Annotated in this window: 12 protein-coding genes and 3 pseudogenes; 9 read left to right on the plus strand and 6 right to left on the minus strand. The window is 64.3% G+C overall.

Annotated features, from left to right (window positions below; genetic code table 11):
• Window positions 1-16: 16 nt before the first annotated feature.
• Entirely contained in the window at window positions 17-1,960 is a 1,944-nt protein-coding gene (locus BX592_RS27900; RefSeq protein WP_134196523.1) for an ABC transporter ATP-binding protein/permease, read from the minus strand.
• Between the two features lie 128 nt (window positions 1,961-2,088).
• The gene (locus BX592_RS27905; RefSeq protein ID WP_134196524.1) at window positions 2,089-2,967 is read right to left on the minus strand and encodes an extracellular solute-binding protein; all 879 of its coding nucleotides are present in this window, start codon (window positions 2,965-2,967) and stop codon (window positions 2,089-2,091) included.
• Window positions 2,968-3,203: 236 nt separating this feature from the next.
• Here BX592_RS27905 and BX592_RS27910 point away from each other — a divergent pair, with 236 nt between their 5' ends.
• Both BX592_RS27910 and BX592_RS34630 read left to right on the plus strand, forming a co-directional pair.
• Window positions 3,204-3,632: a TOBE domain-containing protein gene (locus BX592_RS27910; RefSeq protein WP_134196525.1), complete on the plus strand. Its 429-nt coding sequence runs from the start codon at window positions 3,204-3,206 to the stop codon at window positions 3,630-3,632.
• A 13-nt stretch (window positions 3,633-3,645) separates the two neighbouring features.
• Window positions 3,646-3,765, plus strand: a pseudogene (locus BX592_RS34630) (molybdopterin-dependent oxidoreductase); the annotation flags it as partial.
• Window positions 3,766-3,799: 34 nt separating this feature from the next.
• Here the strand turns inward: BX592_RS34630 and BX592_RS27920 are convergent.
• A complete protein-coding gene (locus tag BX592_RS27920; protein ID WP_134196526.1) occupies window positions 3,800-4,981 on the minus strand; it encodes a porin in 1,182 nt (393 codons plus the stop codon).
• Window positions 4,982-5,012: 31 nt separating this feature from the next.
• Between BX592_RS27920 and BX592_RS27925 the strand changes: the two genes are divergently transcribed.
• Window positions 5,013-5,552 carry a hypothetical protein gene (locus tag BX592_RS27925; RefSeq protein WP_134196527.1) on the plus strand — a complete coding sequence of 180 codons (540 nt, stop codon included), beginning with the start codon at window positions 5,013-5,015 and terminating at the stop codon, window positions 5,550-5,552.
• On the plus strand, window positions 5,549-5,914 hold the full coding sequence (locus BX592_RS27930) for a winged helix-turn-helix domain-containing protein (RefSeq protein ID WP_243849762.1): 366 nt from the start codon (window positions 5,549-5,551) through the stop codon (window positions 5,912-5,914). The genes BX592_RS27925 and BX592_RS27930 overlap by 4 nt, the downstream gene beginning before the upstream one ends.
• A gap of 36 nt (window positions 5,915-5,950) precedes the next feature.
• On the opposite strand, the pseudogene BX592_RS27935 reads toward BX592_RS27930, so the two are convergent.
• From BX592_RS27935 to BX592_RS27945, 3 genes and pseudogenes are all read right to left on the minus strand, one after another.
• Window positions 5,951-6,172: pseudogene (locus BX592_RS27935) on the minus strand (DUF2325 domain-containing protein); the annotation flags it as partial.
• A gap of 120 nt (window positions 6,173-6,292) precedes the next feature.
• Window positions 6,293-6,751, minus strand: coding sequence for a (2Fe-2S)-binding protein (locus tag BX592_RS27940; protein WP_134196528.1), 459 nt, complete (start codon window positions 6,749-6,751; stop codon window positions 6,293-6,295).
• A 100-nt stretch (window positions 6,752-6,851) separates the two neighbouring features.
• Window positions 6,852-9,158: a xanthine dehydrogenase family protein molybdopterin-binding subunit gene (locus BX592_RS27945; protein WP_134196529.1), complete on the minus strand. Its 2,307-nt coding sequence runs from the start codon at window positions 9,156-9,158 to the stop codon at window positions 6,852-6,854.
• 330 nt (window positions 9,159-9,488) lie between these two features.
• On the opposite strand from BX592_RS27945, the pseudogene BX592_RS27950 reads away from it, so the two are divergent.
• The 5 genes and pseudogenes from BX592_RS27950 to BX592_RS27965 all read left to right on the plus strand — a co-directional run.
• Window positions 9,489-9,587: pseudogene (locus BX592_RS27950) on the plus strand (MscL family protein); the annotation flags it as partial.
• A gap of 178 nt (window positions 9,588-9,765) precedes the next feature.
• Complete coding sequence (locus BX592_RS34035) at window positions 9,766-9,933, plus strand: hypothetical protein (protein ID WP_166676484.1); 168 nt, start codon at window positions 9,766-9,768, stop codon at window positions 9,931-9,933.
• 417 nt (window positions 9,934-10,350) lie between these two features.
• Entirely contained in the window at window positions 10,351-10,929 is a 579-nt protein-coding gene (ddpX, locus tag BX592_RS27955) for a D-alanyl-D-alanine dipeptidase (protein ID WP_134196530.1), read from the plus strand.
• Window positions 10,930-11,000: 71 nt separating this feature from the next.
• A complete protein-coding gene (locus BX592_RS27960; RefSeq protein WP_134196531.1) occupies window positions 11,001-12,608 on the plus strand; it encodes an ABC transporter substrate-binding protein in 1,608 nt (535 codons plus the stop codon).
• A gap of 19 nt (window positions 12,609-12,627) precedes the next feature.
• Window positions 12,628-13,725: an ABC transporter permease gene (locus BX592_RS27965; protein ID WP_166676485.1), complete on the plus strand. Its 1,098-nt coding sequence runs from the start codon at window positions 12,628-12,630 to the stop codon at window positions 13,723-13,725.
• Window positions 13,726-13,836: the final 111 nt, after the last annotated feature.

A 13,836-nucleotide genomic window follows, 5' to 3' on the forward strand; every position in this document is an offset into this window, starting at 1 on the left:
AGCCCGCGCTTTGCGTCTATCGCGCGACGCTTCGATCCGCCGCGAACGGTTTGTCCTGTTGCGTAACCAACGCGGCCACCGCCCACACCGACACACCGCGCGGGTCGATCCGCACAGCGCGCTCGCGGCGCGCATCGGGCGCTGCGGCTTCGTCTTCGTCGCCGATATCGAACTGGTGACCGCCTATATCGAGCACCGCATAGCGATCGCCATGCCGCAGCTCGACGCCTTTGAGCGTGCCGCGATACGTTGGGTGGATCTCGCCGTCGTCGTGCATTGCATCGTGCGCTTGCGTATTCGCGGTCACGCTCTGCCGCACCACTGAAACCGCTCGCGGCGACACACGCCACATCACCGGTTGCCCGGCCGCGATCGACCGCTCGGCGGTATCGATCGCGAGACCCAGCGACGTCTCGATACGCCCATCGGCGCGCATCACCCCTTCGCCGACGTTGTGCAAGCCAAGCAGTTCGGCCACGCGCAACGACGCCGGGCGCTCGAATACCTGGTCGATCGTGCCAGTCTGCAACACGCGCCCGTGCTCGATTACCAGCAGTTCGTCCGCGAGCAACGCGGCTTCGTCGGGATCGTGCGTAACGAGCACCGTGACGGCCGCGATCTCGCGCTGCAATTCGCGCAGCGACTGCTGAAGGCGGCGCCGGCGCGGCGTATCGAGTGCCGAGAACGGTTCATCGAACAGCAGCAACTGGCTGTGCCGCGTCAACGCGCGCGCCAGCGCGACCCGCTGGCGCTGCCCAAACGACAACTGCGCAGGCAGCCGCGAAGTCAGCCGCGCCAGCCCCAGGTGATCGAGCCAATAGCGCGTGCTGAGCGCATCCGCATCGACCGGAAACGACAGTTGCCGCGCGACCGTCATATGCGGAAAGAGTCCGTAGTCCTGCGGCATATAGCCGATCTGCCGCTGCTCCGGCGCGAGTGGCGCGAGATCGCGCTCGCCGAGTTTCACCATGCATCCATCGTTGCGCTCGAGCCCGGCGATGATGCGCAGCGCGAACGATTTCCCCGAACCCGATGGCCCGATAATCGCGAGGCGCCGCGTGGTCGGCGCCCAGGTCACGTCGAGATTGAATGCGCCGAGATCGCGGCGCAGCGCGAACGACAGGCGAGCGTTCGGCATCGGCGGCAGCGTCGCAGGCGAGGCCGCGGCGGACTCGTCGCCGTTTTCCAGCGGCGCGGCCGCCTGCGTCGCGACGCCGCGGCGGTACACCGATAGCACCGCGCATAGCACCGCGATCGCAAGTGTCGGCAGCAGCAGCGGCATCATCGCGGGCAAGCCCTGCCCGCCAAACAGCACATACGTGTAGACCGGCAGCGAATACGGGTGATACGCGACCATCACGGTCGCGCCGAATTCGCCGAACGCGCGCAGCCACGCAAGCGCGAGACCCGCGCGGATCGCCGGCCAGGCGATCGGCAATGTCACTCTGAAGAAGCGGCTGGCCGCGTGGTGGCCCAACGTTGCGGCGACATCGTCGTAGACCGGGTCGACCGCCGCAAACGCCGAGCGCGCCGCAATAATCAGGAACGGTGCGGCGACAAAGGTTTCGGCCAGCACAATGCCGGTGAACGAATCGGTCAGCAAGCCGCCGGTGAGCTGTCCGGCCCAGCTATACGGCCCGAGCAAGAACAGCAGCAAGATTCCGCTCGTCAACGGCGGCAGCGCTAACGGCAACTGTACGACAAAGCCGAGCACCGCCATTTTGCGCGACGACGAACGCGCGAGCGCATAACCGAGCGGCACACCGCCGACCAGAATGATCAGCGTGGCAACGCTCGCGCTCGCGATCGATACGCCGACCGCGCCGCCCATCGTGTGCCAGTCGACACCCGCCCAGTCCGCGCGCCCGATCTGCGGCAGCGCCGCGATAAACGGCGCGCACAGGTAGAGGGCTAGCAGGCCGCCAAGCCATCGCAGCGGCCGCGCGGATCGGCGTGTCATCGTGCTCTACCGGATGCGATGACGCGCAAGCTCGGGTACGCCCGCGCGAATCGCCGCGCGGGCATGCTCTGTCGGGTTGGGTGCGCAGGTGAAGTCGTCATCGTGATGCGTTCGAGGTTGCCCGTTCGCTATTGTGCAGCATCGACCACCGCCTGCACCGACGGCGGTATCGACTGAACATTGCCCACCACGGTCGGCTTCACGACATCGACGCCGTGCTGTTTGAGCAGCGCACGCCCTTTCGCGCTCATCAGGAAATCGACAAAACGCGCGGCGCCATTTGCATTCGGCGCGTCGTTGAGGATCGTCAGCGTGTAGCTCGCCTTGGCCTTCAGTTCCGGCGCCGGTTGTATAGCCGGAATCTTCAGGTCCGAGGTTTCAGTCGAGTAGAAGAAGCCCGCATCCAGTTGACCCGATTGCAGGCGGCCGACCAGCGTTTCCTCCGGCAACACCTGCTCCGGATTGTCAGGTGCGCCGAGCGCCTTTTGCACGAGATCGGGCTCGTGATAAAGCTCTGCCGCCTTGTTCATCATGTCAACCGTGAATGCGCCCTTCGGGTCGAGCTTCGGATCGGTACGACCGATGCGGATACCCGGCTCCTGCAGCACCTGGTCCCAGCGCTTCGACTTGAACTGAGCGGCAAAGCGGCTTTGCGGGTTCAAGCCGATCATCAGCGGCGACTCGGCGAAATTCACATACCACGTGACGTGGTCGCCATTGGCCGCGCCCATCAGGCTCGTGTTGACTTTCGGGCTCGCACTGATGAACACGTCGCCGCGGCGCAGCTTGCCCTTGATCTCATTGGCGATCTTGTTCGAACCCGCCGCATAGCCCTGAAAGTGCAGGCCGGTCTCCTTCCCGAACGCGGGTCCGACGCTGCGCTCCATCAAATTCACGAGCGAACCCGCGTACAGCACGTTGACCGTGCCGTCCTCCGCCGACGCACCCTGTGCGGCAGGCATGCCTGCCGCCACCACGACCACTGAAGCCACCAGCTTGCGAAGCATTGCATTCCCCGTACCGTTGTTAAGTCGACTATATTACGATGACTGTGCGCGAAACTGCATCGAAGCTGGCGAACGAAACGTCGCGTTTTCCCTTTCCCCGCGTGATCGCTTCCCGTTAGACTCGCGTAAGCTTTGCGACCGTGCGGGCGTCGCGCAATCGAAGCGCCATTTCTCTCGAGCTTCGTGACGACCATGCCGCATCCGCTCACGATCACTTCCACGCTAAGGACAACACCATGCGCACCAGCGCCCGTAACCAGTTCGCCGGTACCGTCGCCGATGTGAAGGCCGGCGCGGTCAACGACGAGATCGCGCTACGCACGCCGGACGGTCTCAACATTGCCGCGATCATCACGCACGGCAGCGCCGCTGCGCTCGGCCTCGCCGCTGGCAAGCCAGCGTTCGCGCTGATCAAGGCGTCATCGGTGCTGGTCATGGTCGACGCGGATGGCAGCAAGGTGTCCGCGCGCAACTGCATCGCCGGTACGGTCGCATCGGTCACCAAAGGCGCGGTCAACGCGGAAGTCGTGATCGCCGCGCAAGGCGGCGCGAAGATCGCCGCGATCATCACCAACAACAGCGTCGATCGTCTCGGTCTCGCGAACGGAAAAGCCGCTAGCGCGATCTTCAAGGCGTCGAGCGTGATCATCGGCGTCGATCGATAAGCGGCTCCCTGGTGGCGGGCGGCTGACGATCGAACACGGCGCGCCGTTGTTATCCTCCGCCGCCGATATCCTGCCCGCGCCGCGGCATGTAAAACGGCTCGCGAGCATCGTCGCGCGGGTCGTCGCGCCGTAGCGCGACATCATGCCGCGCACAGCCGTCGCGACGTCTAGAACCGGTGCCGCAGCCCCACGCGCGTCGCCACCTGATGATTCACACCGACACCCGACGTGCCGAGCATGCCCGGCGACGTGCCGATCTGCGCCTGCACCGGCACGTTGCGCCCAGCGACCGTGTTACTGCCGGACGCGATCTGATAAACCGCGAGCAGATACACGTCGGTGCGTTTGGACAGCGCATAGTCGAGCGCGCCGGTCACCTGATGCCACTTGCCGCTCATGCGGTCGTCGAGTTGTGAATAGGTGTAGCCCAAGCCCGCCGCGAATGCCGGCGTAAAGCCATAACGCCCGCCGATCTCATAGTTGTTCAGGCGCGAAACGTCACCGGCGAGCGGCTCGAATGTGGTGTGGGTCCAGTTGCCCCACACGAGCGCGGATCCGAACGCAACACGCGCGCCGATGCCGTAGGTTTCCAGGTCGCGCAGCCCGCCCGTGTTCACATTCGCGATGCTGACGCTAAACGGCGGCGTCGCACCGTTCGGATAGCGGATGTTCGTGTACGCGGCGCCGATGCCGAACGGCCCCTGCGCATAGTTCGCACCGAAGCTGTACGCACTCGATGCGCCCTGTTGCGTGGCGCCGCCCGCCGCGACGGTCGGCGTGCCCGCGAACGCGCCGGCCCGGTTCGAAAAACCGTACATCGCACCAAACGTGAGACCCGCGAAGTTCGCGCTGCTGAACTTGACCGCGTTGTTGATACGGCTCGCGCTCAGTTGATCGACGTCGTTGATGTGCCAGCCGTAATTGCCGGCCGGCGTCTGGCTGCCGGTCGTGTAGTTCGCACCGAGATAGTCGGTCGAAAACGAGTACTGGCGGCCGAACGCAAGCGTGCCGTAGCCGTCCTTCGACACACCCAGATACGCCTGCCGGCCAAACAGCGCACCGCCCTGTCCAATCGTGCCGTCGGCGCTGCTGAAGCCGTTTTCGAGCACGAACACCGTCTTCAGGCCGCCGCCGAGATCTTCGGTGCCGCGCACGCCCCAGCGACTGCCGGACGCGACGCCATCGGCGTATTTGATCAGGCTCGCGTGCCCGGTCGGCGTCGCCGAGCTCGATACGTAGCTGATCCCGGCATCGATAATGCCGTACAGCGTGACGCTGCTTTGCGCCTGCGCGACGGGCGCTGCCCCGAGACTGCCGAGTGCCGCTGCGGCGATAAAGGTCTTTTTCACTTAGTGATCCTTCTTTATAAGACTGCGCGTCGTGCTGGAAGCCGTTGCGCAGTGGAGTTGCTTAAACAAAATCGACGTCTTCAATGGCCGTGACGAAACCCGGCGCGAAACAATGCGCACCGGCGACGAGGCGGTCATGAAGGGGCGAAACGATAGTGAGCGCGACGGTCACTCTCAACGCGAACGCGGCCGCGCATTCAATGCGCAGACGTCAGTGCGCGCGTGCGCGGCGCGAGCCGGCACGGCGATGATGTCCGGGCAACCCAGCGATGCAATTCGGAAAGAGAGGTTGTCGGCTTTTATCGCTCGATTCGAGCGGCCCGCGCTTAGTCCAGGGTATGGCGGCCACGCGGTGCGTTGTGTGTCCGGCAATGTATCGCGGGGTAACGTCTCAATAAAGGCTTGCAAACGATGTGTATCGTTTTACAGACAGCGCGCGCTTCGCTTACGGAAACGACTCGTCAAGCCGCACCGTATTGTGCGCGTGCAACGCGGAATGCGCGTCGTGTATCCTTTGGCTGATATCAAATCGGCAAAAGAACGCGGTCCCCACCGCGACCAACAACGATGAAGACTTCGACAAGCGCGAGACCCGAGGTGCGGTTTCGCATGCGCATCCAGCAAGCCGGCACGATCGCGCTCGGTCCCGGCAAGGTTGCATTGCTGGAAGCGGTGAAGGAGCACGGCTCGATTTCGGGCGCGGCGCGCAGCATGAATATGTCCTATCGGCGCGCATGGCTGCTGATGGACGAACTGAACCGTTCGCTGAAGTCACCGGCGACGGTTGCCGAGCATGGTGGTCAAAGCGGCGGCGGCTGCGCGCTTACGCCGGTGGGCGAGGAAATCATCCGGCTCTACCGCGGTATTGAAACGCAAGCGTATGCAACGTGTGCGGACGATATTTCGGCGTTGACGCGGTTAATCAAACGCTAAGCGAACGCCTTAGCGCGGCGTGATGACGTCGGCGCGTCATCGGTGACGCAAGCGGAAGCGCGACACGCGTTCGGCGCGGACCAGCGCATCGGCAGCCGCCAGTCGCGCGATCAGTTCGACAAAGCTCGCGACACTCGCGGTTCGCAACGGATAGTACGCAACCTGGCTGCGCTCGCAGACACGCTTCAACATATTCATCGAATCGTGGTCGATGCAATCGACCGGGAACACGGCCATGTCCGCGTTCGGCAGCGCGGCCGGATCGTTGCTGAACGCCTCGGGAAATAGCGCGTCACGCGTTTCTCGAGCGTGCGCGCAGCGCGGATCGCGCGCTTCAACTCGCGCACCCGGTCGAAGTGCGCGGCGCGTGCCGCGCGGCTATTTGCGCGTCTGACCGCTCGCCTCGTAGATCGCCTGACGGATGCGCGGATACGTCCCGCAGCGGCACACCACCGGCGTCATCGCCTGATCGATATCCGCGGGGCCGGGCTTGTGGTTGCGCTTGAGCAGCGCGGACGCCGCCATCAGCTGCGCGCTCTGACAATAGCCGCATTGCACGACATCGAGGCGCGTCCATGCGGCTTTCAGCGCATGTCCTTCCGCGCTATCGAGTCCTTCGATCGTCGTGATCTTCGCGCCGTGCAATTGCGCAACGGGCTTCGTGCAGCAGGTCTGCGCGGCGCCATCGATATGCACCGTGCACGCGCCGCACACGCCGACGCCGCAGCCGAACTTGGTGCCGGTCAGCTTCAGTTCGCAGCGCAACACCCACAGCAGCGGCGTCGCCGGATCGGAGCGGATCTCGGTCTCGTGACCGTTGATGTTCAGCGACAGCATGGACGTCTCCCGTGCCCGCCAACGCGGGCTGAAAAGCGCGCGTGCGGCGCGCCGCCTGGTAACACTGCCGCGTGATCCACCGCGCGCGTTCGTGTTTCGCTCATGCAAGCTTGAGCGGCAGCGTCCGTATCCGCCGGCCGGTCAGCGCAAAAATCGCATTCGCAACCGCCGGCGCGACGGGCGGCGTCGCCGCCTCGCCGACGCCTTGCGGATGCTCGCGGCTCGACATGATCTCGGTCTTGATGCGCGGGCATTGCTCCATCCGCACGACCGGATAATCGGTAAAGTACTGCTGCTTCACGCTACCGCCATCGAGCGTGATCTCCTCATACAGCGCAGCGGACAGGCCAAACACAATCGCGCCTTCCAGTTGCTGCGCGATCAGGTTCGGGTTCACCGGCGTGCCGCAATCGATCACGCAGACCACCCGGTTCACATGGATTGTCCGGTCCTTGTTTGCCTCCACCGACACCTCGACCACCTGGCCGACGATGCTGCCGAAGGCCTCATGCAACGCGATCCCGCGCGCCTGCGCGAGGCCGCGCTGGTCGTTATCGAGCGGCGTATGCCAGCCCGCAAGCTGCGCCACGCGGCGCAGCACGGCAAGATGCCGCGGATGATGCGCGAGCATCGCCGCGCGAAATGCGACCGGATCGTTACGCGCGGCCGCCGCGAGTTCGTCGATGAAACTCTCGACAAAGAACGCCTGATGCGAATGGCCGACCGAACGCCAGAAGCCGACCGGCACCGGCAGCGTGACAGGCTTGTGTCCGATGCGCACGTTCGGCCATTCATACGGCTGATCGAATGCGCCTTCGTCGTTGGTCTTGTCGAACGCGCGCCCGAGATTCGCGGCAAACGACGGCACGCCATAGTTGCGCGCGACCCAGCTGGTGACGAGCGACTGGCTCGCCGATGTGTTGCGCCACGCGATCACCGCACCCGCATCGTTCAGGCCCGCGCTGAAACGCGACACGCACGCAGGCCGGTAGAAGTCGTGCATCATGTCCTGGGGACGCGTCCAGATGGTCTGTACCGGCGTGCCGCGCACCTTGTTCGCGATCGCGACCGCCTGCGCGATGTAATCCATCTCGAGCCGCCGCCCGAATGCGCCGCCGATCAGATGCTGGCGCACGTCGACTTTATCGTCGGGAAGATTGAGCAGCTGCGCGGTAATGCGGCGCGCGACATCCGGCACTTGCGTCGCGGCCCAGACGATCGCCGATCCGTCGTTCACCTGCGCGGTGCAGTTGATCGGCTCGAGCGCCGCGTGCGCGAGATACGGCACGCGATATTCGGCCTTCACGACCCGTGCGGCAATGCCGAGCGCCGCATCCGCGTCGCCGCGCGAATACCACGTGTGGCCGGCGCTATCGTCGAGCGCGTCGGCGAGGCGTTGCAGCACATCGGTGCTCGACACGCGCGCGTCGTCGTCGATATGCCATTCGCACGTCACCCTGTCGGCGGCCTGCATCGCGGCGAACGCGTTGTCGGCGATCACCGCGACACCGCCCGTGCCACCGTGAAATGGCGGCACCACGAACACGCTGCGCACGCCCGGTTGGGACGCTGCGTCCGCGCCGTCGAAATGCGCGACTGAGCCGCCCGGCACCGGACACATCGCGACATTCGCGTACAGCAGGCCGTCCGGCGTCGCGTCGATGCCGAAGCGCGCGGAGCCATCGAGCTTCGACGCCGCTTCGATACGCAACAGCGGTTTGCCGATCAGCCTGAACGCCGCCGGGTCTTTCAGCTCGACCTTGCGCGGCAAAGGCTGATGCGCGGCAAGCGCGGCGAGCTCGCCATACGTTGCGCTGCGCGTCGCACCCGACACGGGCCCGTCGAACACGCGGCCCGCTTCGGTATGGCATTGCTCGAGCGGCACCCCCCACTGCGTCGCGGCGGCCTCGATCAGCATCGCGCGCGCGGTGGCGCCGGCTTCGCGCATCGGCAGCCACGCATCGTTCAGTGACGTCGAACCGCCTGTCATCATCGCGCCGACCTCGCGCGCGCCCTTGCGCGCGAGCCACGCGGCGAGCCCCTTGAGCATGCCGTCGTCATCGGGACGAAACGGCAGATTGCCGGACACGCTTTCGACGTTGTTATAAATCCGGTCGACCGGCGCGGACTCGACGCCGACCCGCGACCAGTCCGCATCCAGTTCTTCAGCGACCAGCATCGCGAGGCCGGTGTGCACGCCCTGCCCCATCTCCGCGCGGCAGACCATCACCGTGACGCGGTTGTCGGCGGCGATCTTGACCCAGCCGTTCAGCGCGCTCTGTTGCGGCTGCACGCCAAGCGGCTGCGACGGCATCAACCGCTGGCGCGGCGGCAGCGCGGACCAGCCGACCACCAGCGCGCCGAGCGCCGCGGCCCCGCCGACGAGAAAGGTTCTACGCTTGACCATGGCACGCTTCGAAGCGGGTTATTGAAAATTGGATACGTCGATCGCCACGGCCCGCCTGGGCCTTGACCGGCACCGTGAGCGACGGTGCGCGGACATCAGTAAAACGCGCAAGCGCGGGGTTGAATGAAACCGGAACCGGTTGCCCGGCATCCGTGCGACCACGTGGTGCGCTTCAAGCATATTAGTCCGCGCAGTCGCAAGTTGTGCACGCCCGTGCGGGCATACCCCGATGGGCGGCGGTCGCTGCAGCGCGTCGACGATGCGTGAAGGGTCGTCTATCGGGAACGCAATTCGCTAGCTCTGAGCTTCGTCACGCACGGAGAAAACACGATGGCGAGCGTCCTGCAGGAGTTCAAGCAGTTTGCGATCAAAGGCAATGTGATGGATCTGGCGGTCGGCGTGATCATCGGCGGCGCGTTTTCGACGATCGCGTGTTGCTGCTGCGCGAGATTCGCGATCAGTTGAAGGATCGGAGGACGCGGGGTTGATCCAGGGATACGGAAGCGTGACACCATCGCGCCGCGAATCTCAGGAACGCCAGATGCTTTAACAACGACGCACACTGCACAGCAACACACCGCGGAGCGCCGCACCAAGGAGACTGCCCATGCTAACGCACCACGCATCCGATCCCGCATCGGACCCGCCGATTCCCGATCAACCGTCGATTCCGTCCAACCCCACGCCAGACAAACCGGACGATGTGCCCGATGTCGGCATCCCCGAACCGGAGCCGGACAACGCGCCGCCGGAGACCGGTCAGCGCGGTGCATAACGGCTGATGGTCGAGAAGCCGTTGTGCACTGCGATGCCGACCGCGTTTTCCCTTAAAGCCTATTACCCTGGCGACGCCAATTGATTTTTTAAGCTAGCGCCTGCTTTATTGGCCTAGTTAGATGCATGGCACATTCCGAAGACCAATGAAAGATAACTAACCCAGCTTCGCGATGCCGAACCCATTCGCGCCCGCATCGCCCGTCCGCCCGCCCGAACTCGCAGTCGGTCCGGATGCGGTACGCCGCATCGATGCGTTCGCGCGTTTCAATCTGTCCGTCCCGTCGAGAGTCGAGTCGCCCGGCAGCTCGGCTATCGCGTCGCGCGTGGTGGCCGGCCGTCATGAACGACATGAACGGCCACCCAGGCCCGCGCGATTCGCTTCGCCCTCTCCCCGTCATTCGAACCATCACCTTTCATGACCGAACCGTTAACGCCCCAGCCACGCCTGATTCCCATCACGCGCGATACCCACGATGTCGATATCGAACTCGCTTACGCGACCGGGCACAATCTGACCGGCAAGCCGATCTACCGGCACGCGCACTGCCTGCTGCTGGAACCGGCCGAAGCGGCGCTGCGCACCGCGATTGCGATCGCGCGCGAAAGCGGCCTGAAACTGCGCATCTTCGACGCATATCGACCGCCGCAGGCGCAACAGGTGTTGTGGGACTTTCTGCCCGATCCGACCTATATCGCCGACTTGAAGCGCGGCTCGAACCACAGCCGCGGCGCGGCCGTCGACCTGACGCTGATCGATATGACCGGCGCGCCGCTCGATATGGGCACTGGCTTCGATGCGATGACCATCGAATCCGAGCACTTTCATCCAGGGCTACCGCAGCCTGTGCAGCGCAACCGGCTGATGCTGCTCGGCGTGATGCATGCCGCAGGCTTCACGCATATCAGGAGCGAATGGTGGCATTACGAGTTGCCCGGCGCGCTTGCGCTGCCGCTGATCGACAACGCGGACAGCGGCCCATTGCGGCTCATGTAGGCACGGCAGCATCGACCGCGCGCGGTTCAACAATTCCAGAAGGACGTTACAACTTTTCAGGGGGCACAAGAATGAAACAGGTTTTGCGCAACGCGCTTGCCGCCGCGGCACTGAGCGGCGCGCTCGGTTTTTCGCTGACGGCCATCGCGCCCGCTCACGCAGCAACGCCGAAGGACATGCTCGTGATGGCGACCATGCTCGACGAATTCTCGACACTCGACCCCGGCGAAATCTATGAGCTCGTGCCGGAGGAATACGTCGCGAATACGTACGACCGGCTCGTGCGCGTCGACCTGAAAGACCCGTCGAAATTCAATGGCGACGTCGCGCAATCGTGGAGCGTGAGCCCCGATGGCCTGACCTTCACATTCAAGATCAGGAACGGGCTCAAGTTCCACTCGGGCAATCCGCTGACCGCGGACGACGTCGCGTGGTCGATCCAGCGCACGGTGCTGCTCGACAAAGGCGCGGCAGCCGTGCTGCAAGGCATCGGACTCACGAAAGACAACGCGCTGCAGCGCGTGAAGAAGATCGACGATACGACGGTCAGCGTTACCACCGACCAGAAATACGCGCCGACGTTCGTGCTGAACGTGCTCGGCGCATGGCCCGCGTCGGTAGTCGACAAGCAGCTGCTGCTCACGCATCAGCAGAACAACGACTACGGCAACGGGTGGCTGCGCACCAACGAGGCCGGCTCGGGCGCGTACAAGCTCGTCAAGTGGACCGCGAACGACAGCATGATCCTGCAGCGCTACGACGGCTACCGCATGCCGCTCGCGATGAAACGTATCGTGCTGCGTCACGTGCCAGAGGCCGCAAGCCAGCGCCTGCTGCTCGAAAACGGCGACGCCGATATCGCGCGCAACCTGAGCCCGGACGATCTCGCCGCGCTCGAAAAATCCGGCAAAGCGCACGTGATGGCGGTGCCGCAGGCGACGCTGCTGTATCTGGGCCTGAACGTGAAGAACCCGAATCTCGCGAAGCCCGAAGTGCAGGAAGCGATGAAATGGCTGATCGACTACAACGGCATTCAGACCAACGTCGCGAAGACCACGTACAAGGTGCACGAAACCTTTCTACCTGAAGGCTTTCTCGGCGCGCTGAACGAAAACCCGTATCACCAGGACGTCGCGAAGGCGAAAGCACTGCTCGCGAAAGCAGGTCTGCCGAACGGCTTTAGCGTGACGATGGACGTGCGCAGCAGTTACCCGTATAGCGAAATCGCGCAAGCGGTGCAGGCGAATCTTGCACAAGGCGGCATCAAGGTCGAACTTATTCCGGGCGATAACAAACAGACGCTCGCGAAGTATCGCGCGCGGCAGCACGATATCTATATCGGCGAATGGTCGGCCGACTATATCGATCCGCACAGCAATGCGCAGGGTTTCGCATGGAACCCGGACAACTCCGACAAGTCAAGCTACAAGATGCTCGCGTGGCGCAATTCGTGGAACATCCCCGATTTGACGAAGGAGACGAACGAAGCGCTTGCGGAATCGTCGACTGCCAAACGCGCGCAGATGTACCAGACGATGCAGAAGCAGATGCTCGCGCACTCGCCGTTTGTGATCATGTTCCAGCAGGTGTCGCAGGTCGCGATGCGGCCGGGCGTGAGCGGCATCGAAGTCGGGCCGATCAACGATCTCGTGTCATATCTGCATCTGAAGAAGCAGTAACCGACAAAAGGAAGCCGTGATGTCGAGTCCCGCTAGTCCGCACTCCCCGCCCGCGTCGCCGTCGCCGCTCGACCGGCTGCGCGCGCTGCCCGCGCGGCACGCGGGTGTGCGTTGGACGCTGCGCGTGCTGCGCTGGGCGTTGACGCTCGCGATCACCTTTGCCGGACTGCTCGCGGTCACGTTCGTGATCGGCCGCAAGGTGCCGATCGATCCGGTGCTGGCGATGGTCGGCGACCGCGCATCCGCGACCGCATATGCGGCCGCACGCGCGCACCTGGGCCTCGACCGTCCGCTCGCGGTGCAATTCTGGGTCTACGTACGCGACGTGCTGCACGGCAACCTCGGCATCTCGCTGCTCACCGCGAACCCCGTGCTCGACGATATCAGGCGCGTATTTCCCGCAACCCTCGAACTCGCGACCCTATCGACGGTGATCGGCGTGGTCCTTGGCGTGCCGCTCGGCGTGATCGCGGCCGTGCGGCATAACCGCTGGGTCGATCATGTCGCACGCTTTGTCGGTCTGATCGGCAGTTCGGTGCCGGTGTTCTGGCTCGGGCTGATGGGACTGCTGCTGTTTTACGCGCGTCTGCATTGGGTCGCGGGGCCTGGCCGCATCGATCCGGTCTATGACGGGATGGTCGATACGCATACCGGCAGTCTGCTGGTCGATGCGCTGATCGCCGGCGAATGGGATGTGTTCTTCAATGCGCTGTCGCATATCGCGCTGCCCGCGGCGATTCTCGGCTACTACTCGGTCGCGTACCTGAGCCGGATGACGCGCTCGTTCATGCTGGACCAGTTGAGCCAGGAATACATCACGACCGCGCGCGCGAAAGGCCTGCCCGAACGGCGCGTGATCTGGCGGCATGCGTTCGGCAACATCATGGTGCCGCTCCTGACGGTGATCGCGCTGTCGTACAGTTTTCTGCTCGAAGGGTCGGTGCTCACGGAGATCGTGTTTGCGTGGCCCGGCATCGGTTCGTATCTGACCGGCGCGCTGCTGAACGCCGATATGAACGCAGTGTTGGGCAGCACGCTCGTGATCGGCGCGACGTTTATCGCGCTCAATCTGCTGACCGACGCGCTGTATCGCGTCTTCGACCCGCGTGCCCGCTGATGCGCCGCAGCCTCACTTTCCTGCCACCTTCATGAGCCGTGCACATCCTTCCACCAAACCGACTGCGTTGCCTGAAACATCTACCGCAACGTCCGGCACGACGCCAACGGA

It is taken from the genome of Paraburkholderia rhizosphaerae (assembly GCF_004366595.1).
GTDB lineage: Bacteria > Pseudomonadota > Gammaproteobacteria > Burkholderiales > Burkholderiaceae > Paraburkholderia > Paraburkholderia rhizosphaerae.